The organism is Nocardia puris (assembly GCF_003315035.1).
Lineage (GTDB): Bacteria > Actinomycetota > Actinomycetes > Mycobacteriales > Mycobacteriaceae > Nocardia > Nocardia puris.
This window is the reverse complement of the sequence record NZ_QNRE01000018.1, coordinates 63770-88042: the sequence shown is the minus strand read 5'-3', so window position 1 is coordinate 88042 and position 24273 is coordinate 63770. Positions and strand designations below refer to the sequence as shown.

Genomic DNA, 24273 nt, shown 5'->3' with positions numbered 1-24273 from the left:
TCCTGGAGTAAGGAACGGGCCGGTCAGATGAGCACGACACCCTCGGCGACGCCGATGGCACGCAGATCGCGGTACCAGCGCTCGACCGGGTGTTCCTTGGTGAAGCCGTGTCCGCCCAGCAGCTGCACGCCGTCCAGGCCGATCTGCATGCCCTTGTCGGTGGCCAGCTTGCGGGCCAGCGCCGCCTCGCGGGCGAAGGACAGGCCCTGCTCGGCGCGGGAGGCGCCGCGCAGCGTCACCAGGCGCAGGCCGTCGAGCTCGATGGCGATATTGGCGACCATGAACGCCACCGCCTGGCGGTGCGAGATGGGCTCGCCGAACGCCTCGCGCTCGTTGACGTAAGGGATGACGTAGTCGAGCACGGCCTGGCCGGTGCCCGCGGCGAGCGAGGCCCAGCCCAGGCGCGCCAGGCGCACCGCGTCGGCGTAGTCCTCGGCGCGGGACTTGGCGTCGCCCTCGCCCAGGATCGCGTCGGTGGGCACCGCGACGTCCTCGAGTACCAGGCGGCCCAGGCCCGCGGCGCGCAGACCCATGCTCGGGTCGGCCTCCACCACCAGGCCCTTGCTGTCCGACGGCACGATGAACAGCGCCGGGCGGCCGTCGAGTTCGGCGGCGATCAGGAACAGTTCGGCGTCGGCCGCGGCGGGGACCAGGCTCTTCACGCCGTTGAGGCGGTAGCCGCTGGGGGAGCGGGTGGCCTTGGTCCGCAGGGCGAACGGGTCGAACAGGGCGCGCGGCTCGCTGATCACCACGGACGCCTGCGGCACGTTCTCGCCGGTGAAGGCGGGCAGGTAGGTCTGCTGCTGCGCGTCGGTGCCCCACTGCGACAGCGCCACCGCGACACCGCTGGGCGCCAGGATCGGCAGCGCCAGGCCCATATCGCCGTGCGCGAGCGCCTCGGCGACCATGGAGTTGGTCACCGCACCGCGCTCGGAGGCCGCGCCCTCGAGCTCCTCGGGCACGTTGATGAGCGTGATGCCCAGTTCGGCGGCGCGCTCGAGCAGATCGCGCGGGGCCTTGGCGGAGTTGTCGGCCTCGTAGGCGGCCGGGCGCAGGATCTCGGCGGCGAACTCCTTCACCGTCTCGACGATCATCTGCTGTTCGTCCGACGGCGTGATGTCGAAGAGATCCTTGCCCTTGGACTCGTTGTCCGCGAGCCGCTTCGGCTGGCCGCCGCCCGCGACCTTGTTGAACGCGCGGGTGGCCGCGCCGAGGGTGCGGAAACCGGTCTTGGTGCTCTCGTAGGTGACTCGCTCGATCGGCTTGCGCAGGTTGTACTTCTCGGCGAGCTCCGACCCGGTGAGAGTCGTCATGACCCGCATCGCGGCGCCCATCCAGTCCCGCTTGGGCTGGGAGAGGCCGACGGCGGACGTGTCTTGACGTCGCTTCGTTGCGCTGTCTCGAGTGCTCATCATCACCTGTTTTCTCGGGTGGGTGGGTGAGGTCTGGCCCCAGCTATCTTACTCCTGAGTAAGGCTATCTTACTCCAGAGTAAGAAGACAGTCGAGGGGTCTACGGTCTCGATGCTGCCGCTTGACTGCCGCGCGGGCCGGATGGGTGGGATTTTCGTTGCGCAACCCCGGTCGCGGGCCGTTTTTCTGGTGAAGAGTCACGATTGCCAAATAGTGAAACGAATCTACTTCACAAAGTGTCGGGGTTCGCTACCGTGTCGGCACGTTGTCTGCCCCCTGGATGGAGGTCTTGTTCATGAAACGCCTTGTTTGTATGGCGGGAATCGCGGCGGTGGTGGGGCTGGGGGCCGCGCCCGCCGCCGCGGCGCCCGGTTTGCCGTTGATACCCGTCGACGTGGATCCCGGCGGTCCGGTGCTCGACTTCGGTTCGGGCGCACCGGTGCTCGACTTCGGGTCGGGTGAGGGCGGCTTCGGCATCGACCTCGGTTCCGGTGAGTTCGGGTTCCCCTCGGGGTCGTCCTCCGGCTCCGGCGGTTCCGGTTCGGCCTCGGGCTCGGGCACCGGTTCGGGACGCTGACCGACTGGGGGCGTGCGCGTGACGCGCGCCCCCACCCCCGGGGCGAAGCATCCAGCAGGGTGAGTGGCCGTATGCGATGGTGACGGCATGTATTGGGTCGCGGGGGTGCTCGCCGTCGTTCTGGTCGCCTTCTCCAATAGGTACGGCTACCACCGGGACGAGCTGTATTTCCTCGCGGCGGGCCGTCACCTGTCCTGGGGATACGCCGATCAGCCGCCGCTGACCCCGGCGGTGGCGCGGGCGATGTCGGCGATCGATGCCGATTCGCTGGTGTTGCTGCGGATGCCCGCGGTGCTGGCGGCGGTCGTCGTGGTGATCTGCGCGGGGTTGATGGCGCGCGAACTCGGCGGCGGGCGAGGCGCGCAGGCGCTGGCGGCCGGTGCGGTGGCGAGTGCCGCGATGGTGCAGGGCGTCGGGCATATGTTGAGCACGGCGGGGTTCGAACTCGCGGTGTGGTCGGTGCTGACGGTGTTGGTGTTGCGGTTGCTGCGCGAGGGGGCGACGCCGGGATATCTATGGCCGGCGATCGGTGCGGTGGTGGGGATCGGCCTGTTGAACAAGTTTCTGCTGGTCGCGCCGGTAGGGGTGCTGGCGGTGTCGTTGGCCGTGGTGGGACCGCGAAAGGTGTTCGCGAGCAAGTATTTTCCGGTCGCCGTCGGGGTGGCTGGGTTGCTTTGGCTGCCGTATCTGGTGTGGCAGGCGCGCAATGGTTGGCCGCAGTGGGAGTTGAGCCGCGCAATCGCGGGCGGCTCGTCGGGGACCTCGGACTCCCCGGTGATGTTTGTGCTGCTGCAATTCGGGCTGATGGGTCCGTTGCTGGTACCCCTGTGGATCTATGGGCTGTGGTGGTTGTGGCGGGGAGTGCGCTATCGCGCTTTCGTCGTGACCTATGTCGTGCTGCTCGTGGTGTTCCTGTTCGCCGGGGGCAAGGCCTACTACCTGGGCGGGATGTATCCGATTCTGTTGGCGGCCGGTGCGGTCGGGCTCGCGCGGGTGCTCGACGGGCATCGGATTCGGTGGGCGGGAGTGGGTGCCGTGGTCGCGGTGAACGCGGTCGGTTCGGCGCTGCTGTTCCTTCCGGTGTTCCCGGTCGAATCGCTGCCCGAGACACCGGTGCTCGCGGTCAATTACGACGCCGGGGAGACCGTCGGATGGCCCGAATTCGTGCGTCAGATCGGCGCGGTGCGTGCGGGACTCGGCCCCGATGTCGCCGTGCTCACCGACAACTACGGGGAAGCGGGTGCGATCGAAAGATACGGTGCGCCATACGATCTGCCGACACCGCACTCCGGGCACAACTCGTACTGGTGGTGGGGGCCGCCGCCCGACACCGCCGAGCTGATCACCGTCGGGATCGACCGCGACCGGCTCGAATCATTGTGCGCGAGTATCGAACCGGCCGGTCACCTCGACAACGGGCTCGGCATCGACAACGACGAACAGGGCGCGCCGCTGTTCGTCTGCCGCGGCACCCGCGCGCCGTGGTCGCAGCTCTGGCCGGAGGTCCGCCGGCTCGGGTAGGGGCTGTCTCGGAGTCCGGCCGGAGCAGCCGTGGTTCGGATCGTCTGGCAAGGCGGGGGAGCCGGGGTTGTCTCGGCGACGACGACAACGCGGCCAGGGGTGATCCGAACCACGGAAGAGCCGACTGTGACTCCGGTGCAGTCACGCCCTCGTAGGCATCGCGGCCGAAGACTTGCACGCCGATCGAGGACAGCAGGTCGGCCAAGGCCCTACAGCCCGTGGCGGGCCAGGAAGTCCAGCACCGTCTCGTGCCATCGGTCCGGCTGCTCGGCCACGAGGACGTGTCCCGCCTCGATCTCGGTGTACTCCGCACCGGGGATCGCGGCGGCCAGCGCGCGTTGGTGTCGATGGTGCCGCCCGCCCCGTGGGCCAGGACGATGCCGGGACCGGAGCCGGTCACCGAGGTGCGCAAGGGTATCTCTGCCATGGGCCGAAGTTAGGGCTTGACATGGGTGTGAAAGCCAACGCCTTCGGCGTATTGCTCGGCATATTGTGCCGAACGCCATAGGGGCGGTCAGTGGTCGCCTTGGCATGGCCCTACGCCTGGAGGTGAAGGCCAACGATGTGTGATCGGAGTCATATGCTGATCGGGGAGTTGTCGCGCGCCAGCGGGGTGCCCGCGCGCCTGCTGCGCTATTACGAGGAGCAGGGACTGTTGCGGCCGGGCCGCGACGGGAAGGGTTATCGCACCTATGATCCCGGCGCGGTCGACCTCGTCTCGCGCATCCGCGAACTGCTCGCCGCGGGACGGTCGACCGACGACATCCGCGGGCTGATGCCGTGCCCGCTCGATCCCGGGCGGTGGGTGTCTCCTGCGAGGAGGCGCTAGCGCTGGTGGAGCGGCGCCACGCCGAGACCGAGGAGCGGATCGCGGAGCTGGTCGCGCAGCGGGACCGGCTCGGCGCGCAGCGCGACGCGATCCGCGACTACCTCGCTGGGCAGGTGGTACAGGCGTAGGCGGTGCCCCTCCGGCGTGTTGGCGCGCGGTATCGCGGGCCGTCTCGATGACCTCCTTCGTGACGCGGTCGCACAGGAGAGCGCGCCCGTCACTCCGATACCGCCCGGACTCGATCGCCATCGGCCGCGCTGTCGGCGAAATCCGGTATCGGCGTCTACTCCGTCTTGCCGCGCAGCGCTCCGAGTCCCGGATACCTCCCGGCCGACTCCGGGACCCGGCCCGGCGCTGTTAGCTTTGTGCGTATGCGTAAAGGGATGGGGAGCAAGCGGTTCGGCGTCGCCGTGGTCGCGGCGACGGCCGTGCTGTGCGGAACGCCCACGGCGGGTGCGGTTTTCGAGCCCGCGACGTGCTCGGACGGGTGGACCTCGGAGACGGTGGTCGAGGGCGTCGGCAACCTGGAGAACCTCGACAGCGACGGCGCGGGCGGCTTCTATGTCACGGGCCTCCTCGACGGCTACCTGGCCCACGTGGACGCCGACGGACAGTTCCACAAGCCGGTCACAGGGCTCGATCACCCTGCGGGCGTGCGTGTTTCGGGACGATCGGTGTACTTTCTCACCGGTGACGGCTTGGCCGAGGCGCCGGGCACGCTCCAGCGCTACGACATCGATACCGGTGCGGTGGAGGTGCTGCTGACCGGGCTCAACGGTCCGAACGGGCTCCTGCTGCTCCCCGACGGCGACCTGCTGTTCACCACCATCGGCGTGCGCGGGACGCCCACCGGCATCTCCCGCTATCGCCCGTCGACCGGCGAGTACACCGAGACGTGGTCGGCGCTGCCGCTCAGCAACGGCATCGCCCTCGCCCCCGACGGCCGATCGATCTTCGCCGACGACCTCACCATGCGGATCTACCGCATCCCGCTCGACGCCCCGGGCGAGCACACCGTCATCGCCGGCGCCCCACGCACGCTGGGCATGTTCGACGACATGGAGGCGACCAGCGACGGCACCCTCTTCGTCGCCGACCACCTGCACGGCGCGGTGTTCCAGGTGGACACGGCCACGGGCGCGGCCTGCGCGATCATCTCCGGCCTGATCAAACCCGGTCCCACCCGCAACCCGCCCGACGGCGCAACCTCGGTCCGCATCGACCGCGACGGCACGGGGTGGGCGCTGTACGTCACCAGCATGGACGGCACCTTGCGCCGCCTGACCCCACCGGCGGGCATCGATCTGACCCCGGCCGACGAACGGCGCCGGTAGAGGCTCGGCCCGGGCGGGTGGCGGCGTAGTCTGCCGTGTACGCCTCGGCCATGCCGCCGAATTCGCCTGGAGTGTGCGAGCTCGGGCGCGACCGCGGCCGAGTCGGCATCCGGAGTCGGGTCCGGGTTCGGGCGCGTGGTGAATTGCACTGCGGCGCGGGTGGCACCCGTACCCGGAGGACGTGTCACTGCGTGGCCGGGCAGCAGTGGGATGCGCGAGATCGGATCACGGTTCGCGGAGTTTGTGGCTGCCTGGGCGCGGTTGGCCCCCGGTCGGCCGCCCGTCAGTCCGCGCCGAGGCGGGCGAGGACCGTGTCGTGGAGCAGGCCGTTGGTGGCGACGGCGTCGCCACCGTGCGGGCCGGGCTCGCCGGACAGGGAGGTGAAGGTGCCGCCCGCTTCGCGGACGAGGACGTCGAGCGCGGCCAGATCCCACAGCGACACTTCGGGTTCGGTCGCGATGTCCAGGGCGCCCTCGGCGAGCAGACAGTAGCTGAAGAAGTCGCCGTAGCCGCGCACCCGCCACACCTCGTCGGTGAGCGCGAGGAAGTTCTCGCGCAGGCCGCGCTCGCGCCACCCGGACAAGCTGGAGAACGCCAGGCTCGCCGACCCCAGGTCCGGCACCGCCGACACCGAGATCGGCTGGGGCGCACCGGGATGGAAGCTCGACCAGGCGCCGGAACCGGTGGCCGCCCACCAGCGCCGCGCCAGCGCAGGCGCGCTCACCACACCCACCACCGGCACGCCGTCCTCCAGCAGGGCGATGAGGCTGGCCCAGATCGGCACGCCGCGCACGAAGTTCTTGGTGCCGTCGATCGGGTCGATCACCCACTGGCGGCCGGTGAACTCCGCGTCACCCCCGAACTCCTCGCCCAGCACCGCGTCACCGGGACGTTCGGCGCCCAGCACCCGCCGCAGCTCCCGCTCCACGGCGAGATCGGCGTCGGACACCGGCGTGAGGTCCGGCTTCGCGTCCACCTTCAGGTCCAGCGCGCCGAACCGCGCCTTGGTGATCGCATCGGCCTCGTCGGCCAGCCGCAGCGCGAGTTCGAGATCGGAGGAGTGAGCAGCCACGATCGCAAACCCTAGCGCCCGTGAGCGAGGACGGGCAGACGGCTGTCCGCTCAGACCCCCACGCGCGCACCCCGCGCCGCCGCCAGCGCCGTGCTCCACCAATGCAACCGGTCCAGCATGACCGCCGCGGCGGCCACCGGCTCGTCGGGCTCGCGCAGCTTTCCCTCGTCGTCGAACAGCAGGTAGTAGCGCGGGAACGCGACGTATTCTCGCACCGTGTGCGCGTCGAGTTCGCCGAACACCTGGCGCAGGTGCTCGATGGCGAGCAGTCCGCCGCTGGCCCCGCTGTAGCCGACGAAGCCGATCGCCTTGCCCTGCCACTGGGTGAAGTGCCAGTCGATGGCCGATTTCAGCGCGGCCGGGTAGCTGCGGTTGTAGTCGGGAGTGACGACGACGAACGCGTCGGCCGCGGCCAGCCGGGCGGTGAGGTCGAGCATCCCGGCCGGGCGCGGCGGGTCCGGCTCCAGCGCGGGCGGCACCGCGGGCAGCGCGAGCGGCAGATCGGCCTCGGCGAGGTCGATCACGTCGACCTCGAATCCGCCGTGCGCGGCGGCCTGGTCGGCGAACCAGGCGGCGACCGTCGGCGCGAAGCGCCCCTCCCGGACGCTGCCGATGATCACCGCGAGTTTCAATGACGACATGGTGTTCCCTCCTGCTGGTCTCCGGCGGCACGAGCGCCGCCGAGATCAACTCTGTCGCCGGTCGGCCATGCCGGGGAGGCCGCGTGGAGGGTGGTAGTGGCAGGGACACCCTCGCGCGCGCAACCGCTTGTACGGTCGAAGGGTGAGCGAGAACGAGCTGGGTCTGTTCCTGCGCAGCAGACGTGAAGCGGTGCCGCCCGCGCTGGTCGGCCTGCCCGCGGGCCCGCGCCGCCGCACTCCCGGATTACGTCGCTCCGAACTCGCCACACTCGCCGGCGTGAGCGTCGAATACCTCACCCGGTTGGAACAGGGGCGTGATCGTCATCCCTCGCCTTCGGTTCTTTCGGCACTCGGTGACGCTCTCCGCCTCACCCCCGTCGAGCGCGTTCACCTGTATCGGCTCACCAAAGGCGCCGATCCCGGATTCAGCTGCACCGGGGGAGTCGCCCCGAACCGCGAGGTGCGCGTCACCGTGCGCGCGGTGCTGCAGCAACTGGATCCCGCGCCCGCGGCGGTCGTGAACCGGGTCGGCGAAGTGCTGGCCTGCACCGAGGGCTACCACCGCTTGATGGGTCCGACCGGCCTGCTCGACGACGACCCCGCCAGCTTCCCCCTCTACGTCTTCACCGACCCGAGGGCCCGCGCCCTCTACCCGGACTGGGACCACGTGGCCGACGAGTGGGTCGCCACCATAAAGCAAGGCCCGTTCCGCGCCGACCCCGCCGTCGCGGTGCTCGCCGACCATCTCACCGTCGTGGCGGGCGCCGAGTTCACCCGCCGGGTGGAGACCGTGCCCAGCCTGCCCGCGGCCACCGGCGTCACGCGGCTGGCGCACCCCGAGGCGGGCCCGCTGCGCCTGGCCTACGAGAAACTCGACCTCTCCGCCGACGACGACCAGCAGATCGTCGTCCACCTGCCCGCCGATGCCGCCACGGCCGCCGCGCTCGACGCGCTGACCGGCCGCAGGCCCGGCGGACTGCGCGCGGTCTCGGGCTGAGCCCGCGCGCTGTTTCGTGGTCGACGGCGGGACCGGTAACCTTGGAGATCGTGCATCCTGACGTTTCCGCTGATCTCGCCGAACTCGACACCACGCTCAAGACGGTCGAGTCGGTCCTCGACATCGAGGAACTGCGCCGCCGCATCGATGAACTCGAGCACCAGGCGGCCGATCCCGACCTGTGGAACGACCAGGAGCACGCCCAGCAGGTGACCAGCGAGCTCTCGCACGCGCAGGGCGAACTGCGCCGCGCCGAGGAGCTGCGCCAGCGGCTCGACGACCTGCCGGTCCTCTACGAACTGGCCGAGGGCGAGGAGGGCGAGGCCCGCGAGGCCGCCCTCGCCGAGGCCGACGCCGAGCGCGCGTCCCTGCACGCCGACGTGGAGGCCATGGAGGTCCGCACCCTGCTCTCGGGCGAGTACGACAAGCGCGAGGCGCTGGTCAACATCCGCTCCGGCGCGGGCGGCGTGGACGCGGCCGACTGGGCCGAGAAGCTGATGCGCATGTACATCCGCTGGGCCGACCGGCACGGCTATCCGACCGAGGTCTACGACATCTCCTACGCCGAGGAGGCGGGCATCAAGAGCGCCACCTTCGCGGTCAAGACGCCCTACGCCTACGGCACGCTCTCGGTCGAGATGGGCACCCACCGCCTGGTGCGCATCAGCCCGTTCGACAACCAGGGCCGCCGCCAGACCTCGTTCGCCGAGGTCGAGGTGCTGCCCGTGGTGGAGACCACCGACCACATCGAGGTCCCCGAGACCGAGATCCGCGTCGACGTGTACCGCTCCTCGGGCCCGGGTGGCCAGAGCGTCAACACCACCGACTCCGCGGTGCGCATCACCCACATCCCCACCGGCATCGTGGTGACCTGTCAGAACGAGAAGTCGCAGCTGCAGAACAAGATCTCGGCGATGCGGGTGCTGCAGGCCAAACTGCTCGAGCGCAAGCGCCAGGAGGAGCGCGCCCAGATGGACGCGCTCAAGACCAACGAGGGCGCCTCCTGGGGCAACCAGATGCGCTCCTACGTGCTGCACCCCTACCAGATGGTCAAGGACCTGCGCACGAACTACGAGGTCAACAACCCGACCGCGGTGCTCGACGGCGACATCGACGCGTTCATCGAGTCCGGAATCCGCTGGCGCATGCGCGAGCAGGCGAATCAGGTTGCGCTGTAACCTGTCTGGCGTGCGTTTCGAGGATCGTCCGATACGGTGGTGGGTGCGATGACCGTGCTCGCCGCCGCCGAACCCACCGCCTGGCTGCGCTCCAACGGCCTCGAGATCGTGCTGTTGGTGCTGGGGGCCGTGCTGTTCAGCCGGTTCGCCACGTTCGTGCGCGACCGGGTGACGTCGAAGATCGACGCCGGCTTCCGCAGCAGCGACGCGCTGGTGCGCACCGAGGCGGCCAAACACCGGCACGCCCTGGCCCAGGTGATCACCTGGGTGGTGCTGACGATCGTCTACGTGCTGGTCGGCATGGAGGTGCTGCAGCGGCTCGGCTTCCAGGTCACGGGCCTGGTCGCGCCCGCCGCGGTGCTGGGCGCCGCGCTCGGTTTCGGCGCGCAGCGCATTGTGCAGGACATCCTGGCCGGGTTCTTCCTCATCACCGAGCGCCAGTACGGCTTCGGTGATGTGGTGCGCATCTCGGTGACCGGATCGGCGGAGATCGCCGAAGGTACCGTCGAGGACGTCACGCTGCGGATCACCACGCTGCGCAACGCCGACGGCGAGGTGATCACCGTGCCGAACGGGCAGATCGTGAAGGTGAGCAACCTGTCCAAGGACTGGGCGCGCGCCGCGATCGACGTGCCGGTGGCGGCCACCGCCGACATCACGAAGGTGAACGAGATCCTGCACAAGGTGGGCGCGGAGGCCTATCGCGACCGCAAGCTCGAGCCGCTGCTGCTCGACGAGCCCACCGTGATGGGTGTGGACGATCTCACCATGGACCAGATGAACATACGAATGGTTGCCAGAACGTTGCCGGGCAAGCAGTTCGAGGTCGGGCGCGAACTGCGGGTGCGCGTGGCGGCGGCTCTGCGCAGGGAAGGTATCAGTGAAACCACGTAGATCGACCGCGGTCCTCGGCCTGATCTGGGTCGGGACATTCGTGCTCTACTTGTTCGTCAAGCCGGAAACTCCGGCGCCCCCGGCGATCAGGCCGGTCGTGAATACCGTGCCCGCGCCGGTGGATTCGGCGCCGCCGAGCGGCGAACCGCAGGCTCCTGCCGGTAACTGACGGATCGCTGAAGGGCTCGCACCGGCCCGGTCGGCGCGGCGGCGCGCGGCGGCCCCCTTACACTGGCTTGCCGTGATCACCATGCGGAACGTCAGCAAGTCGTACAAGACCTCGACGCGACCCGCGCTGGACAACATCACCGTCGATGTGGACAAGGGCGAGTTCGTCTTCATCATCGGACCGTCCGGTTCCGGGAAGTCGACCTTCATGCGCCTGCTCCTCAAGGAGGAGACGCCCACCACGGGCGAGATCCGGGTCGCCGACTTCCGGGTCGACCGACTGCCCGGTCGCAAGGTGCCCAAGCTGCGTCAGCGCATCGGCTGTGTGTTCCAGGACTTCCGCCTGCTCCAGCAGAAGACGGTCCAGCAGAACGTCGCGTTCGCGCTGGAGGTGATCGGCAAACGCCGCGAGATGATCGACCGCACGGTGCCCGAGGTCCTCGACATGGTCGGGCTCGGCGGCAAGGCCGACCGGCTGCCGGGCGAGCTCTCCGGCGGTGAACAGCAGCGAGTCGCGATCGCGCGCGCGTTCGTCAACCGGCCGCTGGTGCTGCTCGCCGACGAACCCACCGGCAACCTCGACCCCGACACCAGCGGAGACATCATGATGCTGCTGGAGCGGATCAACCGCACCGGTACCACGGTGCTGATGGCCACCCACGACAACCACATCGTCGACGCGATGCGCAGGCGGGTGATCGAACTCGATCACGGCCGCATGGTGCGCGACGAGGCGACCGGCGTGTACGGGGTGGATCGCTGATGCGCGGCAGCTTCCTGGCGAACGAGGTCGGCACCGGCCTGCGCCGCAACTTGACCATGACGATCGCGATGATCCTCACCACCGCGGTGTCGCTGGCCATGCTCGGCGGCGGTCTGCTGTCGGTGCGCATGGCCGACAAGACCGAGCAGTACTTCACCGGACGGCTCGAGGTGCGCTTCTACCTCGACGAGAACATCTCCGACAACGATCCGGATTGCGCGGCCGAGCCCTGCAAATCGCTGCTGGCGGACATGAAGAACACCTCCGGTGTGGAGAGTGTGCAGTTCCTCAACCGCGCCGCCGCGCTGGAGGAGGCCAAGACGCTGTTCGAGGATCAGCCGGAGATGGTGCAGTACATCTCCGAGACGCCGCTGCCCGCGTCCATGCGGGTCAAGATGACCGACGGCGACCAGTACGAGCACATCTACGAGACGTTCGCGCTGCGCGAGGGCGTGCGGACCGTGGCCAACGACCAAGAGTTCGTGGACCGGCTGCTGCGCCTGTTCGACGGGTTGCGCAACGCGGCGTTCGGCCTGGCCACGGTGATGGCGCTGGCGGCGCTGCTGCTGATCGCGAACATGATGCAGATCGCGGCGTTCACCCGGCGCACCGAGGTGGGCATCATGCGGCTGGTCGGCGCCACGCGCTGGTACACACAGCTGCCGTTCCTGCTGGAGGCGGTGGTCGCGGCCGTGGCGGGCTCGTTGCTGGCGATCGCGGGCCTGCTCATCGCGCGTCCGCTGGTCATCGACCGGGCGCTCGGGCCGCTGTTCGACAGCAATGTGTTCCCGCGCATCACCGGCGACGACATCGCGGTGGTGGCGCTGACCATCGCCCCGGTCGGCGTGGTGGTCGCCGCGGTGGCCGCGTACGCGACGCTGCGCTATTACGTGCGCGAGTGAACGCCGCGCGCGTGCGTACCTATGTCCGAGGGAACTCCGCGTGCGCGGGTGGAAGTCGTTCATCCCCATGTGGACAACTCCGGCGTTCGCCCAGGACGGTGATGCGCGAGCGCCGGGTGAGCGTCGGGGTGCGCTCGTAGGATGGGCCCCGTGACTCCAGACGCCGCGATCCAGGCCGATCCGTCCGCCCCCGTACGTACCGAAACCGGTGCGGCGCAAGAGGTTCTACGCCGCGTCTTCGGGTACGACAGCTTCCGCGGCGACCAGGCCGCCATCGTCGACCACGTGGTGTCGGGCGGTGACGCGCTGGTGCTCATGCCCACCGGCGGCGGTAAATCGCTGTGCTACCAGGTGCCCGCGCTGGTGCGGCCCGGCGTCGGCGTGGTCGTCTCGCCGCTCATCGCGCTCATGCAGGACCAGGTCGACGCGCTCAGCGCGCTGGGCGTGCGCGCCGGGTTCCTCAACTCGACGCAGTTCCCCGACGAGCGCCGCACCGTGGAGGCGCAGTTTCTGGCCGGCGAGCTCGACCTGCTCTACCTCGCCCCGGAGCGGTTGCGGGTGCAGGCCACGGCCGATCTGCTCGACCGCGGCGAGATCGCGCTGTTCGCCATCGACGAGGCGCACTGCGTCTCGCAGTGGGGCCACGACTTCCGGCCGCACTATCTCGAGCTGTCGATGCTGCACGAGCGCTGGCCCGACGTGCCGCGTATCGCGCTCACCGCGACCGCCACCGAGAAGACGCGCGAGGAGATCGTGCAGCGGCTCGATCTGGGTGGGGCGCGCCGGTTCGTCTCCAGTTTCGACCGGCCCAACATCCAGTACCGGATCGAGCCGAAGAACCGTCCCGACCACCAGCTGCTCGAGTTCATCCGCACCGAGCACGCCGGTGACGCGGGCATCGTGTACTGCCTGTCGCGCAACTCGGTGGAGAAGACCGCCGCGTTCCTCAACGAGAACGGCATCGGCGCGGTGCCCTACCACGCGGGCTTGGACAACCGGACCCGCGCCACGAACCAGGCGCGGTTCCTGCGCGAGGACGGGCTCGTGGTGGTCGCCACCATCGCGTTCGGCATGGGGATCGACAAGCCCGACGTGCGGTTCGTCGCGCACCTGGACCTGCCGAAGTCGGTCGAGGGCTACTACCAGGAGACCGGCCGCGCGGGACGCGACGGGCTGCCGTCCACCGCGTGGATGGTCTACGGGCTCAACGACGTGGTGCAACAGCGCAAGATGATCGACTCCTCGGAGGGCGACGCCGCGCACCGCCGCCAGTTGCAGCTGCACCTGGACGCCATGCTCGCGCTGTGCGAGACCGTGAGCTGCCGCCGCACCCAGCTGCTGGCCTACTTCGGCGAACCCGGTCTGCCCTGCGGCAACTGCGACACCTGCCTGAATCCGCCCGAATCCTGGGACGGCACCGTCGCCGCGCAGAAGCTGCTCTCCGCGGTGCTGCGGCTGGAGCGCGAACGCGGCCAGCGGTTCGGCGCGGGCCAGGTGATCGACATCCTGCTCGGCAAGCGCAATCCGAAGGTGCTCCAGCACGGCCACGACGAGCTCAAGGTGTTCGGCATCGGCACCGACCTGCGGGAGAACGAGTGGCGCGGGGTGGTCCGTCAGCTGCTCGCGCAGGGCATGCTCGCGGTACACGGCGAGTACGGCGTGCTCACCCTGACCGAGGCCAGCCAGGAGGTGCTGTTCGACGGCAGGCAGGTGCGGTTGCGCCGGGAGCCGGAGCGCGCGGCCAAACCGGCCAGGTCCGCGCGGTCCGCCAAGGCCGCGCCCGCCGATCTGGCCGCCGCCGACGTGCCGGTGTTCGAGAAACTGCGCGAATGGCGCGCGGCGCAGGCCAAGGAGCAGGGCGTGCCCGCCTACGTCATCTTCCACGACGCCACCTTGCGCGAGATCGCCGCGCGCAAACCCGCCGATATGGCCGCGCTGGCGTCGGTCGGCGGGGTCGGGGAGAACAAGCTGGCGAAGTACGGCGAGCAGGTGCTCGAGGTGCTCGGCGCCGGATGACCGGTGCTCGACCGGCCGATGTACAGGCTGTGAACTGTCCATTCCGCGGATCGACTACCAACTGGTCAATGGTCCAGTATGGTGCGGGACTGTGCTGATCGAATGACATGGAGGTGGCGATGAGCGGCGCGCACGGTATCGGGCGCAGGGATCTGCTGACGGGGGCGGCGGCCGTCGCGGCGGGTGCGACGCTGCTCGGGCTCACCCCGGCACAGGCGGTACCCGTGCGGGAGGGCGTCGAGAAGTTCGGCCTGCCGGGCGGCCGGAACGTGCGGGTGCTCGTCACCGGTGACGCGGGCACCGGCAAACCGGCGCAATGGGCGGTCGCCGACGCGGCCCGCGCCCTGCACACGAGCCAGCCGTTCACGCTGGCGCTCGGGCTCGGCGACAACATCTACGAGAGCGGCCCCGACGGCGTCGACGACGAACAGTTCCGCACCAAGTTCGAGGATCCCAACACCGGACTGGACTTCCCCTGGGCGATGGTGCTGGGCAACCACGACACCAGCTCGGTGTGGCCCGGCGACGGCGGCTGGCTGCTGCGCGGCGATCACGAGGTGGCCTACCACGCCGTCTCGCGGCGGTGGTGGATGCCGAGCCGCTACTACTCGGTGCGGGTGCCGCAGGAACAGCCGGTGGTCGAGTTCTTCGTGCTCGATCTCAACCCGCTGGCCGCGTACCTGCCCCCGCTGCTCGTGCCTTACTGGGCGGTCGACGGCCAGTACATGAACGAACAGCGCGCCTGGCTCGACCGCGCGCTCGCCGAGTCGCCCGCGCCGTGGAAGATCGCCTGCACCCACCACCCGTACCTCAATAACGGTCCGCACGGCAGCGCCGGGGAGTACGACGGCATCCCGATCCCGCCGATCAACGGCGTGCACGCCAAGCAGTTCTTCGAAGACCACGTGGTCGGCCGGTGCCACCTCATCCTCTCCGGCCACGACCATTCGCTCCAGGTGCTCGAGCCCACGATCGAGAGCAAGGGCACCCGCCAGCTCATCTCCGGCGCGGCCGCCAAGACCGTCGGCGGCAAGCGCAGCGGCGGCGCCGCCGTCCCCGCGCTCTACGAGAACTACGACCAGCTCGGCTTCATGACGCTCGATCTCACGGCCTCGGCGATGGACCTGGGCGTGGTCACCGTAGACCCGGCGGGCGGCCCGGGCACGGAGGTCTTCCGCCGCAGGCTCGCCTGACCGGTACGTCACCGAATCACAACACCCCGGTCACGGGCGGCGCCGTGCGCGGTTTTCGCGGTTACCGTGCAGGCATGGCTGCAGGGGACGACGGGGACGAGATCGAGACGATGGACGGCACACAGCCCGACCCACCGGACCCCGTGCTGCCCCGCGGCCGGCTCGACCCGGCGGTGGATTCGGTGTGGCTCGGCAGGCGCCGCACCCCGGCCCACCTGGGCAGGCCGCGCCTGTCGACCGTCCTGCTGGTGACGGTGTTCATCGCCCTGCTCAGCCTGTACGTCGCGCTGCGCCCCGGGGGTTGATCCGGCGCGGCCGACGCACGGAATAATCCGGTTGCCGCGTCACTTAGAGTGGATCGTTATGAAGGAGAAGGGGCGCAAGGTCATCGCGACCAACCGCCGGGCGCGGCACAACTACACGATCCTGGACACCTACGAGGCCGGGATCGCGCTGGTGGGCACCGAAGTGAAGAGCCTGCGCGAGGGCAAGGCATCCCTGGTGGACGCGTTCGCCACGGTGGACAACGGCGAGGTGTGGCTGCGCGGGCTGCACATCCCCGAGTTCAGCCACGGTACCTGGACCAACCACTCGCCGCGTCGCGTGCGCAAACTGCTGCTGCACAAGCGCGAGATCGAGCGCCTGGTCGGCAAATCGCGCGAGGGCAACCAGACGCTGGTGCCGCTGTCGATGTACTTCTCCGACGGCAAGGTCAAGGTGGAACTGGCGCTGGCCCGCGGTAAGCAGGACTACGACAAGCGGCAGGATCTGGCCCGCCGCACGGCCGAGCGCGAGGTCACCCGCGAGATCGGCCGCCGCGTCAAGGGCATGCGCTGAGCCGCACCGGCTTTCGCGCCCGGTGCGCGAAAGCCGGTGCCGGTCAATGACTCACACACGGACCGTGCAGGGTGATGCGGTCCAGCGTGGGCCCGTGGTAATCCGCGGTGACGGTGCGTGATCCGAGCGGTGAGCTCGCGTCGGGCGCGCCGATGAAGGCGCGCTGCGCCGCGAAATCCGGTCCGTCCGCACCGTAGTTGTGCACGGCGGTCATGCCTTCGGAGTCGACGGACAGTCCGTCCAGCGCCTCGCGCAGCCCCTTCCTGGTGAGCATCCCCATGCTCGACGCCCTGGTGAGCAGCGCCTTCATCGGGAACGACACCGCGTAGCCGAGGTTGTAACCCCAGTTCGCGGGCACCTGCGGGGCCGCGGCCCTGGCGTTGCGCGCGCCCTCGCTGGCGCCGTCCCACAGATCGTACGGTGAGGTGTAGTTGTACAGCTCGGCCAGGCTCGGCCCGGCCGCCGTCTTCAGCAGCGCGCCGTTCCAGGTCGGCGTCGAGCCGAGGAACCGGCCCTCATAGCCGCGCGCGACGAGTTTGGCCACGATCTCGGCGGTCTCGGCGGGACCGGTCGCCAGCAGCACCACGTCGGGCGGGTCGGCCATGATCTCGGCGACCGGCCCGTCCTGGTTGCCGACCTCGGCGTTGGGTCCGGTGTCGACGCGGGCGGTGACCACCGCGCCGTTGTCCGAGGCCCACCGCAGCGCGCCGTTGGCGTAGTCGCCGCCGTAGTTGCCGCGGAAGGCGATCACCGCGAGCTTGCCGGGGTTGGTCTTGTTCTGCGCGAACCAGTCCAGCCCAAGTATCGCCTCGGTGCAGTAGGAGTAGCTGGAGTCGAGCACCAGGTTCCGATCGGTCTCGCGATACTGCCAGCCCGACCACAGCGTGCCCGCTCCCGTGACGACGTCGGCGGCGTCCATCTCCGGCAGCACCGACAGCGTCTGCGCGGTGCCGAGGCTCATCGCCAGCGCGAGCACGTGCGGTTCGATATCGCGGAACTGCTCGCCGTGCCGGTGCGGATCGTAGAAGGTGTCCCTGGCGTAGGTGGTGACGTCGATCTCGTAGCCGCCGATGCCGCCCGCCTTGTTGACCGCGTTCCAGAACGCGGCCTGCCCGTCCTGGACAGCCTTGCCGAGCGGCGAGAACGGCCCGTCGACCAGGTCGGACAGTACGCCGAGGTAGACGCAGCCCTTGTCGGGGTCGATCGCCGCCGGACACGGCTCGGCGGTGACGCCCGGCACCGACTCTGGCGTCGAGGTCGAACAGCCCGCCAGGGCCAGGCTCGCCGCGATCAGGGCTGTTGCGCCGCGCCTCAGCGAGCGGCGAGATGCTGCCAAAGTTCTTCTCCTCGTTGCTATTTCGATCGGAGGGCGACTCAGAGCCGAGCGCACGGACCGTGCAGGGTGAGCTGCGGCAGGGTCGGCCCGGCGTAGTGGGTGGCCACGTCGCGCGAGCCCAGCGCGGCCGTCGCGTCGGGCGCGCCGATGGTGGCGCGTTGCGCGGCGTAGTCCGGTCCCGATCCGTAGGTGTGCGGCGGCGCCATGCCTTCGAAGTCGACGGTCAGCGCGTCCTGCGCGCGGCGCATGCTCCGGCGGCTCAACGGCCCGGCCTCCACGGCGCGCTCGAGCAGCGCCCGCATCGTGTACGACACCGCCCAGCCCAGGCTGTAACCCCAGTTCGTGGGCTCCGACAGGGCCGCGGCCCTCGCGCGTTGCGCGCCGACGCTCTGCCCGTTCCAGCCCTCGACCGGCGAGGTGTAGTTGTACAACTCCGAGATCGCCTGCGCCGCCGGTGTTTTCAGCAGCGCGCCGTTCCAGGTGGGCGCCGAACCCAGGAACCTGCCCTGATAGCCCGCGGCGACCAGCTTGCCGACGATCTCGGCGGTCTCGGCGGGGCCGGTGGCCAGCATCACCAGGTCGGGTGGATTGGCCATGATCTCGGCGACCGGGCGGTCCTGGTTGCCGACCTCGGTGTTCGGCCCGGTGTCGATGCGCGCGGTGACGATCGCGTGATTGTGCACCGCCCAGTGGATCGCGCCGCCCGCGTAGTCGCCGCCGTAGTTCCCGCGGAAGGCGATGACGGCGAGCGTGCGGGGGCGGTACTGGTGCTCGGCGAACCAGTCCACGCCCATGATCGCCTCGGTGCAGTACGAATATCCGCTGTCCAGCACGAGATTCATATCGGATTCGGGGTACTCCCACCCCGACCACATGGTGCCCGCCGCGGTCACCATGTCGGCATCGTCCATCTCTCGCAGCACCGACAAAGTCTGCGCCGTGCCCAGGCTCATCGCCAGCGCGAGCACGTGCGGTTCGATCGCCCGCAGTTCGGTGAGGTGGCGGTGCGGGTCGAAGGCGGTGTCCCTGGCGTAGGTCGATACGTCGATCTCGTACCCGCCGATGCCGCCCGCCTTGTTGACCTCCGTCCAGAACGCCCGCTGCCCGTCCTGCATGGCGGTGCCGAGCGCGGCGAACGGTCCGTCGCCGAGATCGGACAGAACGCCCAGGTAGACGCACCCGTTGTTCTCGTCGATTGCCTCCGGGCACGGCGCGTCCGTGACGCCGGGTCCGGTGGTGTCCACCGGAGTGGAACACGCCGCGGTCAAGATCAGTCCGAGCAGGACCGGTATCGCCGCGGAGTGGAACAGACGGCGATGCCGCCTGTCTGTGCTGCCCATTTTCGCTCCCTGTCAGGCCGCCGGATGATCCGAATTCCGGTACGGCCGAACAGGAACAGTACCTGTCGGTAACTCGGGACGAGGGTGGAATCCGCGGTTTGCCGCGGTTTCGCCGGCAGGTGATTCGGAGCGTATTCGTTTCAGTTATTCGTGGTGCGGTATCTGTGCGCTGTTGTCGCGAATCGCCAACGGGGGCAGAAGGTTCCGGTTGGGATGGTTCGGGGTGATGTACTGCGTCGTACCGGTGTGGGGTTGGGGTGCCGTGCGAGTTTCCCGTTCCGGGGCGTGCGGACCGGGGTTTGTGGGTGAGGTGGGCGGTGGATGGTGTGCTCAGGGGTTGCGGACCGTGGGTGCGCTGGTGTTCGCCGGCGAGATGGTGCGGTGCCCTGGTGTCCGTGGGGAAGGCTCCCCGTCACGGTCGCTGCGAGTAGGTCCCAGATGCCGGTCGCCCGGGCGACCTGTCCGCGATCTTCGATTCTTCCCCTGACCAGCGCGAACATCGCGGTGGAAAATGGGAATGATCCGGTGCCGGTGTAGTGTTAACATTACTGGCCCGCAAGGTGCGGGTACGTACGGGGCTGAACGGTTTCGACTGCGTACGTTGATTCAGGGGAAGCGTGTCGGTGCAGGCAAGAGACCACCGTAAGCGTCGTTGCAACCAATTAAGCGCCGATTCTCATCAGCGCGAGTACGCTCTCGCTGCCTAAGCGACAGCGTCTCTGTCGGCCCGGGATACGCCCTCGGTCCCGGTGCCGGCATCAGCTAGAGGGCTCACCGTCCGCCTCGGTCGCGGAGTCGGACGGGACATCAAACAGCGACTGGGATCGTCATCTCGGCTTGTTCGCGTGACCGAGAGATCCGAGCAGAGACACAGCGAACTGCACACGGAGAAGTCCTGAAGACACGGCGGAGGACCCGGGTTCGATTCCCGGCAGCTCCACCAACGGAGGCGAGTGCTCGCGCAGAGCGCTCGCCTTCTTTGTGGGTTCCGCGTGTTGTGTGGGGGCGCAGCCCCCACACCCCACCCGGCGGGCTTCGCCCCCGGACCCCGCTTGGGGTGTGCCTACCCAATGCCGCGCCTCCGACCCCCTACTTCCGGTGTGCCTACTCGGTGCCGTCCTCCCAGGCCCCGTTTCGGATTTGCCTACGTCAATGCTGTGCCCCCGGACTCGCCCCCAGGTCTGGTTGTCCAGTGGCGTGCGCGGTGCAGGCGCGCACGCCGGCTCGCGCATCTACTGTCGCGTCCCGGGCCTCCTTGCGCGACTGGTTGCGCGACGCCGGTGCCGCCCCGACATAGGCGCGCTGTCAACACCGGGGTGCGGTCGGCTCGAGTGCGGCTTTCACGGGTCCGGCCATGTGATGAGACGTGGGCTACCTGTGTTCGTGTGATCGGGACTGTGAGGCTCCGGTTCGCCGACCTGGTGTCACTTCACACGCCGGGCCTCCCGGGTGATCTTCTGTGCCTGCCGGACACTCGATACTGTCCTGGCCCGGTGCGTCTGTTTCGGGTGTGGGTGCCGACCGGCTCGGTGTTGCTGCCGGGGTAGGTAGTCGATTCGTGAGGCTCATTTCGAATGCAATCGAAACTTGATTGTTGCTCGGTGATCGATTTGTGATGAATCGGGCGTGGGGTTCGCCGTCGCGCTGAACGCGTCGGCGCTGGCGGCGCAGGCCGCTCACCACAGCGTGCGAACCGATTCGCTGGCCGATGCGGTCTCGGTCGTTCCCGGGCTGCAAGCCGCCGGTCTCGCCGAATGATTATCGCCGCGCGACCGGGGCGTGCCGGAGGCTCTGACCGGAGTTCTCTACCCTCGGTGCGTACCGGGCAGTAGGGTCGGCGGATGGACGTTCGAGCTGCGTTGCTTGGGAACATGCCGGTGCCGGTCAAGACGGTGACGGTGGGTGGGGCGTTGAGACTTCCGGAGCGGGTGCGGCGGGTGTTGGCGGGGCCGCCGGCGCGGATCGATGGGCAGGAGCACGATCTCGACGTGCAGCTCGTCACGCGGTTACAGCGGCTGTCGGGGGTGCGGGTGCTCGGGGAACCGCTCGCGCGGTCGCGGGTGAACGCCGATGAGAACGCGGCGGTGACCGGTGGGGAGCTGGCCGGGCCGGTGGAGACGAGTGAGTTCGTGATCCCGGTGGGCGATCACGATGTTCCGGCGACGCTGTACGCGCCGCCGGGGTTGCCCGAGGACGCGGGCTTGCTCGTCTTCTATCACGGGGGTGGGTTCTGCGTCGGATCGCGCAAGAGCCATGACCCTGTCGCGCGTTTCCTGGCTGTACACGCGGGTGTGCGGGTGCTCTCGGTGGAGTACCGGCTCGCTCCCGAGAATCCGTTCCCGGCTGCCGTCGAAGATGCGGTGGCCGCGTTCGGCTACGCGATCGCGAAAGCGTCCGATCTCGGGGCGGATCCGGCGCGCATCGCCGTCGGCGGTGACAGTGCCGGCGGGAATCTGGCGGCCGTCGTCGCGCAGCACACCGCGCAGGGGCCCGGACCGGCTCCGGCGTTCCAGCTGCTGATCTACCCGACCACGGATCAGACCGGCGAGCATCGCTCCCGGAGCTTGTTCGCCGAGGGATTCTTCCTCACGAGAGAGCACACCCGTTGGGCCACCGCCAATTACGTGCCGCAGGGCGTCGACCTGACCGATCCCCGGTTGTCACCGCTGTTCGGCGATGTCACCGGTGTCGCGCCCGCGTACGTGGCGACGGCGGGTTTCGACCCGCTCCGCGACGAAGGCGACGCCTACGCCGAAAAGCTCTCGGCCGCGGGCATTCCGGTGAGCCACCGCCGCTTCACCGACCTGCCGCACGGCTACCTGAACTTCCTGGGCGTCGGCAGCCGGCCGTACGTGGCGACCCTCGATGCCGCGCACGCGCTGCGGGACGGACTCGCCGCGCGGCTGTGAAAGCCTGTCTCACAATGTGATTCGAGTGTGCGGCGCCGCGCAACGCCGGGCACGCCGCACCAACCCGCAACCGGGTTGGTGCGGCGTGCCGGCGCGGCTCACCGACCGGACGAACCGCTGGGCAGCCCGGACGAGCCGCTGCCGAGCCCTGCCGAACCGGAAGGCAGACCGCACGCGCTCGACGTGGCGGTGCGTGGGCGGGGTCATCAGCCACCATCCCTTGCCCGACATCGTCTCCGGATCGGACAAGAGGCTCGCCGTCGGCTCGCCTTGTCGGCGCCAACTGTCGATTCGTGTTCACCGAGGTGTGCGATTCGGTCGATCCATCCGGTACAGTCGCCGATATCCGTAGTTTCGTAATTCCGGAATTTTGGAGGTTGGTTGATGTGGAGGGCGATGATCGCGGCCGCGGTGCTGGTGCCGTTGGTGGCGGGATGTTCCGGGGCGGAGTCCGAGGCGGAAGGGTGCGGGCCGGTTCCGCCGGCGGGCGTCACGTCGTCGGACGGCTGGCTCGGGCGCATTCACGCTGAGCCGCAGAACATTTCGGTCCTGGTGGACGACGGGCAGGGGCAGGTGCTCGCGCGACGGGCGCAGGAGCAGCAGCCGGTGGCGTCGGCGACGAAGGTGGTCGCGCTGGCCGCTTACGCGCGGGCCGTCGCGGTGGGGGACCTCGATCAAGGCGAGGTGGTGCCGGTCGCGGAGTGGGAGCGGTGGTATCTCCCCGGCACGGATGGGGGTGCGCACGAGCAAGCTCGCGCCCGGCTCGGTGGAGACTCGGTCACCCTGGACCAGATGGTGAGCGCGATGGTCCAGGAGAGCGATAACGCGGTGCCCGACTACCTGCGCGACCGGCTCGGCGACCGGGCGCTGATCGAGGCCGCGGCGGCCGGCGGCTGGGACGACTACCGGCCCTCCAGCAAGCTGGGCGAACTCATCCGGTTGATCGAGCCCGGTGGCGACGAATGGGAGACGGCGCGGCGCTACGCGAACGATCCCGGATATCGCGCCTCGGTCCAGTCGAAAGCATTGCCCCCGTTGGAGATTCAGTCCGAATGGGCCGAGAAGACCGGGACGGCGTCGGCGCGGCAGCTGTCCGACATGCACCGCTCGATCGCGGACGGCAGCTTCGGTTCGGGCGTGGATATCGCCCGCGCGCACCTGGAATGGCAGCCCGCGCCCCCCGGCTACGAGGCGATCGGATTCAAGGGAGGCGCATTGCCCGGCGTGCTCGCCGACGCGATCTACCTGCGCGGTGCCGACGGTACGGTCGCGACGGCGGTCCTGCTGAATCGCCGCATGCCCGTCGAGACCTGGGCCGAGGCTGTCACGACGCTCAGTGAACAGGGGGTGCTGGTCCGGGCCATGATGGAGCCGGAGATGTTCCGGCGGCTAGCCTGCGTCGTATGACCGATGTGGCGGCCAAACTGGCCGAACTGGAGGCGCGGATCGAGGCGTTGGAGGGACGGCCCGAGACCGCCCCGGCCGAACGCGGTTTCGTGGAGTACGGCGGCAGCGTCGATTTCGGCGGACCGGTGGACTGGACCATCCGCTACAGCGCCGCCGCCGTCGTGGACCTGCCCGCCCAGGCGCGCGTGGATGTGCTTGCGGCCCTCGGTCATCCGGTGCGCAGGGCGCTGGTCGAGGTGCTGCTCGACGGCCCGCACACCGGTGCGGAGCTGGCCGAGGCCGTGGGGCTCACCTCGCAGGGGCAGCTGTACCACCATGTGCGGGCGCTGAGTTCGGCCAAGATCGTCGAACAGCACGGGCGTGGGGCGTACCGGATCCCGGCTCAGAAGCTCGTGCCGCTGCTGATCATCATGACCGCCGCCGCCGATATCGCCGAAGTCCTGCGGTAGCGGTAGTTTTCTCCGATTCGCTCCGCGGTGCCACCACCCGGCCTCGCCCGCATCGCACCGGTCTCGACAGCGCCGCTGGATTCGGCCGGGGACACCAGTTCTTGCGGGCTGACGGACGAGCACCGCGCTGGGACAATCGGATTCATGTGGTTCGGCTGGCGCGACGTCTGGCGTTCCGCCGTGGTGGTGCCGCTCGCGCTCATGGTGTTCCTGTTCCTCGCGGCGGCCTACGTGATGTTCACCGCCGATCGATGCGGTGGTGAGGTGATGGGCGAACAGGACATCTGCCTCCTGGACACCGATCCCGGCGAGGAATTGGTGCGCCCGTCCGACGAATCGGTGGGGCCCTACCGTGGTCACACCCGTGCCGAGAAGCGGCAGACATCGATGATCATGGCCGGCGCGTTCCTGATCATCGGCGTCGCCGCCGGTGCGGTGGCGGTTCGACAGCTCACGCGCGGATGACGCCATAAGCTTGGCCGGCCGCGCGCATCCGGC

Annotated in this window: 25 protein-coding genes and 1 other RNA gene; 21 read left to right on the top strand and 5 right to left on the bottom strand. The window is 69.3% G+C overall.

The window, feature by feature from the left end; translation table 11 throughout:
• Positions 1 to 23: 23 nt before the first annotated feature.
• Positions 24 to 1415 (bottom strand): acyl-CoA dehydrogenase family protein, encoded by a 1392-nt coding sequence (locus DFR74_RS31180; RefSeq protein ID WP_067510895.1) that lies wholly within the window; start codon positions 1413 to 1415, stop codon positions 24 to 26.
• A gap of 292 nt (positions 1416 to 1707) precedes the next feature.
• Between DFR74_RS31180 and DFR74_RS31175 the strand changes: the two genes are divergently transcribed.
• From DFR74_RS31175 to DFR74_RS31155, 6 genes are all read left to right on the top strand, one after another.
• Positions 1708 to 1989: a hypothetical protein gene (locus DFR74_RS31175; protein WP_147266003.1), complete on the top strand. Its 282-nt coding sequence runs from the start codon at positions 1708 to 1710 to the stop codon at positions 1987 to 1989.
• An 87-nt stretch (positions 1990 to 2076) separates the two neighbouring features.
• Complete coding sequence (locus tag DFR74_RS31170; protein WP_067510893.1) at positions 2077 to 3510, top strand: glycosyltransferase family 39 protein; 1434 nt, start codon at positions 2077 to 2079, stop codon at positions 3508 to 3510.
• A 248-nt stretch (positions 3511 to 3758) separates the two neighbouring features.
• Entirely contained in the window at positions 3759 to 3950 is a 192-nt protein-coding gene (locus tag DFR74_RS36350; protein WP_157115849.1) for a hypothetical protein, read from the top strand.
• A gap of 140 nt (positions 3951 to 4090) precedes the next feature.
• Positions 4091 to 4339 carry a MerR family transcriptional regulator gene (locus DFR74_RS31160; RefSeq protein WP_067510891.1) on the top strand — a complete coding sequence of 83 codons (249 nt, stop codon included), beginning with the start codon at positions 4091 to 4093 and terminating at the stop codon, positions 4337 to 4339.
• 5 nt (positions 4340 to 4344) lie between these two features.
• Positions 4345 to 4467, top strand: a complete 123-nt coding sequence (locus DFR74_RS37700; RefSeq protein ID WP_267466148.1) for a hypothetical protein — start codon at positions 4345 to 4347, stop codon at positions 4465 to 4467.
• A 243-nt stretch (positions 4468 to 4710) separates the two neighbouring features.
• Positions 4711 to 5673 (top strand): SMP-30/gluconolactonase/LRE family protein, encoded by a 963-nt coding sequence (locus tag DFR74_RS31155; RefSeq protein WP_067510890.1) that lies wholly within the window; start codon positions 4711 to 4713, stop codon positions 5671 to 5673.
• A gap of 283 nt (positions 5674 to 5956) precedes the next feature.
• Here DFR74_RS31155 and hisN read toward each other — a convergent pair whose 3' ends face one another.
• Both hisN and DFR74_RS31145 read right to left on the bottom strand, forming a co-directional pair.
• Positions 5957 to 6745 carry a histidinol-phosphatase gene (gene hisN, locus DFR74_RS31150; RefSeq protein WP_067510889.1) on the bottom strand — a complete coding sequence of 263 codons (789 nt, stop codon included), beginning with the start codon at positions 6743 to 6745 and terminating at the stop codon, positions 5957 to 5959.
• A gap of 50 nt (positions 6746 to 6795) precedes the next feature.
• Positions 6796 to 7386 carry an NADPH-dependent FMN reductase gene (locus tag DFR74_RS31145; RefSeq protein WP_067510888.1) on the bottom strand — a complete coding sequence of 197 codons (591 nt, stop codon included), beginning with the start codon at positions 7384 to 7386 and terminating at the stop codon, positions 6796 to 6798.
• A 142-nt stretch (positions 7387 to 7528) separates the two neighbouring features.
• Between DFR74_RS31145 and DFR74_RS31140 the strand changes: the two genes are divergently transcribed.
• The 9 genes from DFR74_RS31140 (at position 7529) to smpB (ending at position 16334) form a co-directional block, all read left to right on the top strand.
• Positions 7529 to 8383, top strand: a complete 855-nt coding sequence (locus DFR74_RS31140; protein WP_067510887.1) for a helix-turn-helix transcriptional regulator — start codon at positions 7529 to 7531, stop codon at positions 8381 to 8383.
• Positions 8384 to 8433: 50 nt separating this feature from the next.
• The gene (gene prfB / locus DFR74_RS31135) at positions 8434 to 9561 is read left to right on the top strand and encodes a peptide chain release factor 2 (protein ID WP_067510913.1); all 1128 of its coding nucleotides are present in this window, start codon (positions 8434 to 8436) and stop codon (positions 9559 to 9561) included.
• Positions 9562 to 9609: 48 nt separating this feature from the next.
• Complete coding sequence (locus DFR74_RS31130; protein ID WP_067510886.1) at positions 9610 to 10455, top strand: mechanosensitive ion channel family protein; 846 nt, start codon at positions 9610 to 9612, stop codon at positions 10453 to 10455.
• 250 nt (positions 10456 to 10705) lie between these two features.
• A complete protein-coding gene (gene ftsE / locus DFR74_RS31120; RefSeq protein ID WP_228791748.1) occupies positions 10706 to 11386 on the top strand; it encodes a cell division ATP-binding protein FtsE in 681 nt (226 codons plus the stop codon).
• A complete protein-coding gene (ftsX, locus tag DFR74_RS31115) occupies positions 11386 to 12288 on the top strand; it encodes a permease-like cell division protein FtsX (RefSeq protein ID WP_067510883.1) in 903 nt (300 codons plus the stop codon). The genes ftsE and ftsX overlap by 1 nt, the downstream gene beginning before the upstream one ends.
• Before the next feature lie 150 nt (positions 12289 to 12438).
• Positions 12439 to 14304, top strand: a complete 1866-nt coding sequence (gene recQ / locus DFR74_RS31110) for a DNA helicase RecQ (protein ID WP_232331791.1) — start codon at positions 12439 to 12441, stop codon at positions 14302 to 14304.
• A gap of 119 nt (positions 14305 to 14423) precedes the next feature.
• Positions 14424 to 15497 carry a metallophosphoesterase gene (locus tag DFR74_RS31105; RefSeq protein WP_067510911.1) on the top strand — a complete coding sequence of 358 codons (1074 nt, stop codon included), beginning with the start codon at positions 14424 to 14426 and terminating at the stop codon, positions 15495 to 15497.
• A 74-nt stretch (positions 15498 to 15571) separates the two neighbouring features.
• On the top strand, positions 15572 to 15802 hold the full coding sequence (locus tag DFR74_RS31100) for a hypothetical protein (RefSeq protein ID WP_147266002.1): 231 nt from the start codon (positions 15572 to 15574) through the stop codon (positions 15800 to 15802).
• 58 nt (positions 15803 to 15860) lie between these two features.
• Positions 15861 to 16334: an SsrA-binding protein SmpB gene (gene smpB / locus DFR74_RS31095; protein ID WP_067510881.1), complete on the top strand. Its 474-nt coding sequence runs from the start codon at positions 15861 to 15863 to the stop codon at positions 16332 to 16334.
• A 43-nt stretch (positions 16335 to 16377) separates the two neighbouring features.
• Here the strand turns inward: smpB and DFR74_RS31090 are convergent, their stop codons facing one another.
• Both DFR74_RS31090 and DFR74_RS31085 read right to left on the bottom strand, forming a co-directional pair.
• Complete coding sequence (locus DFR74_RS31090) at positions 16378 to 17670, bottom strand: ABC transporter substrate-binding protein (RefSeq protein WP_067510880.1); 1293 nt, start codon at positions 17668 to 17670, stop codon at positions 16378 to 16380.
• Positions 17671 to 17708: 38 nt separating this feature from the next.
• Complete coding sequence (locus tag DFR74_RS31085) at positions 17709 to 19010, bottom strand: ABC transporter substrate-binding protein (RefSeq protein ID WP_067510879.1); 1302 nt, start codon at positions 19008 to 19010, stop codon at positions 17709 to 17711.
• A gap of 574 nt (positions 19011 to 19584) precedes the next feature.
• On the opposite strand from DFR74_RS31085, the gene ssrA reads away from it, so the two are divergent.
• The 6 genes from ssrA (at position 19585) to DFR74_RS31060 (ending at position 24240) form a co-directional block, all read left to right on the top strand.
• Positions 19585 to 19953: a transfer-messenger RNA gene (gene ssrA / locus DFR74_RS31080) on the top strand.
• A gap of 683 nt (positions 19954 to 20636) precedes the next feature.
• The gene (locus DFR74_RS37695) at positions 20637 to 20768 is read left to right on the top strand and encodes a hypothetical protein (RefSeq protein WP_267465315.1); all 132 of its coding nucleotides are present in this window, start codon (positions 20637 to 20639) and stop codon (positions 20766 to 20768) included.
• 83 nt (positions 20769 to 20851) lie between these two features.
• Positions 20852 to 21919 (top strand): alpha/beta hydrolase, encoded by a 1068-nt coding sequence (locus DFR74_RS31075; RefSeq protein WP_198161773.1) that lies wholly within the window; start codon positions 20852 to 20854, stop codon positions 21917 to 21919.
• A 384-nt stretch (positions 21920 to 22303) separates the two neighbouring features.
• The gene (locus DFR74_RS31070; RefSeq protein WP_067510877.1) at positions 22304 to 23326 is read left to right on the top strand and encodes a serine hydrolase; all 1023 of its coding nucleotides are present in this window, start codon (positions 22304 to 22306) and stop codon (positions 23324 to 23326) included.
• A complete protein-coding gene (locus DFR74_RS31065; protein ID WP_067510876.1) occupies positions 23323 to 23775 on the top strand; it encodes an ArsR/SmtB family transcription factor in 453 nt (150 codons plus the stop codon). The genes DFR74_RS31070 and DFR74_RS31065 overlap by 4 nt, the downstream gene beginning before the upstream one ends.
• Before the next feature lie 144 nt (positions 23776 to 23919).
• Positions 23920 to 24240, top strand: coding sequence for a hypothetical protein (locus DFR74_RS31060; protein ID WP_067510875.1), 321 nt, complete (start codon positions 23920 to 23922; stop codon positions 24238 to 24240).
• Positions 24241 to 24273 lie beyond the last annotated feature (33 nt).

Coding starts and splice junctions, on each gene's coding strand:
- DFR74_RS31180 (WP_067510895.1), bottom strand. CDS start 1,415: ATGATGAGCACTCGAGACAGCGCAACGAAGCGACGTCAAGACACGTCC.
- DFR74_RS31175 (WP_147266003.1), top strand. CDS start 1,708: ATGAAACGCCTTGTTTGTATGGCGGGAATCGCGGCGGTGGTGGGGCTG.
- DFR74_RS31170 (WP_067510893.1), top strand. CDS start 2,077: ATGTATTGGGTCGCGGGGGTGCTCGCCGTCGTTCTGGTCGCCTTCTCC.
- DFR74_RS31160 (WP_067510891.1), top strand. CDS start 4,091: ATGCTGATCGGGGAGTTGTCGCGCGCCAGCGGGGTGCCCGCGCGCCTG.
- DFR74_RS31155 (WP_067510890.1), top strand. CDS start 4,711: ATGCGTAAAGGGATGGGGAGCAAGCGGTTCGGCGTCGCCGTGGTCGCG.
- DFR74_RS31145 (WP_067510888.1), bottom strand. CDS start 7,386: ATGTCGTCATTGAAACTCGCGGTGATCATCGGCAGCGTCCGGGAGGGG.
- DFR74_RS31130 (WP_067510886.1), top strand. CDS start 9,610: ATGACCGTGCTCGCCGCCGCCGAACCCACCGCCTGGCTGCGCTCCAAC.
- ftsE (WP_228791748.1), top strand. CDS start 10,706: ATGCGGAACGTCAGCAAGTCGTACAAGACCTCGACGCGACCCGCGCTG.
- ftsX (WP_067510883.1), top strand. CDS start 11,386: ATGCGCGGCAGCTTCCTGGCGAACGAGGTCGGCACCGGCCTGCGCCGC.
- DFR74_RS31105 (WP_067510911.1), top strand. CDS start 14,424: ATGAGCGGCGCGCACGGTATCGGGCGCAGGGATCTGCTGACGGGGGCG.
- DFR74_RS31100 (WP_147266002.1), top strand. CDS start 15,572: ATGGCTGCAGGGGACGACGGGGACGAGATCGAGACGATGGACGGCACA.
- smpB (WP_067510881.1), top strand. CDS start 15,861: ATGAAGGAGAAGGGGCGCAAGGTCATCGCGACCAACCGCCGGGCGCGG.
- DFR74_RS31085 (WP_067510879.1), bottom strand. CDS start 19,010: ATGGGCAGCACAGACAGGCGGCATCGCCGTCTGTTCCACTCCGCGGCG.
- DFR74_RS31075 (WP_198161773.1), top strand. CDS start 20,852: ATGGACGTTCGAGCTGCGTTGCTTGGGAACATGCCGGTGCCGGTCAAG.
- DFR74_RS31070 (WP_067510877.1), top strand. CDS start 22,304: ATGTGGAGGGCGATGATCGCGGCCGCGGTGCTGGTGCCGTTGGTGGCG.
- DFR74_RS31065 (WP_067510876.1), top strand. CDS start 23,323: ATGACCGATGTGGCGGCCAAACTGGCCGAACTGGAGGCGCGGATCGAG.
- DFR74_RS31060 (WP_067510875.1), top strand. CDS start 23,920: ATGTGGTTCGGCTGGCGCGACGTCTGGCGTTCCGCCGTGGTGGTGCCG.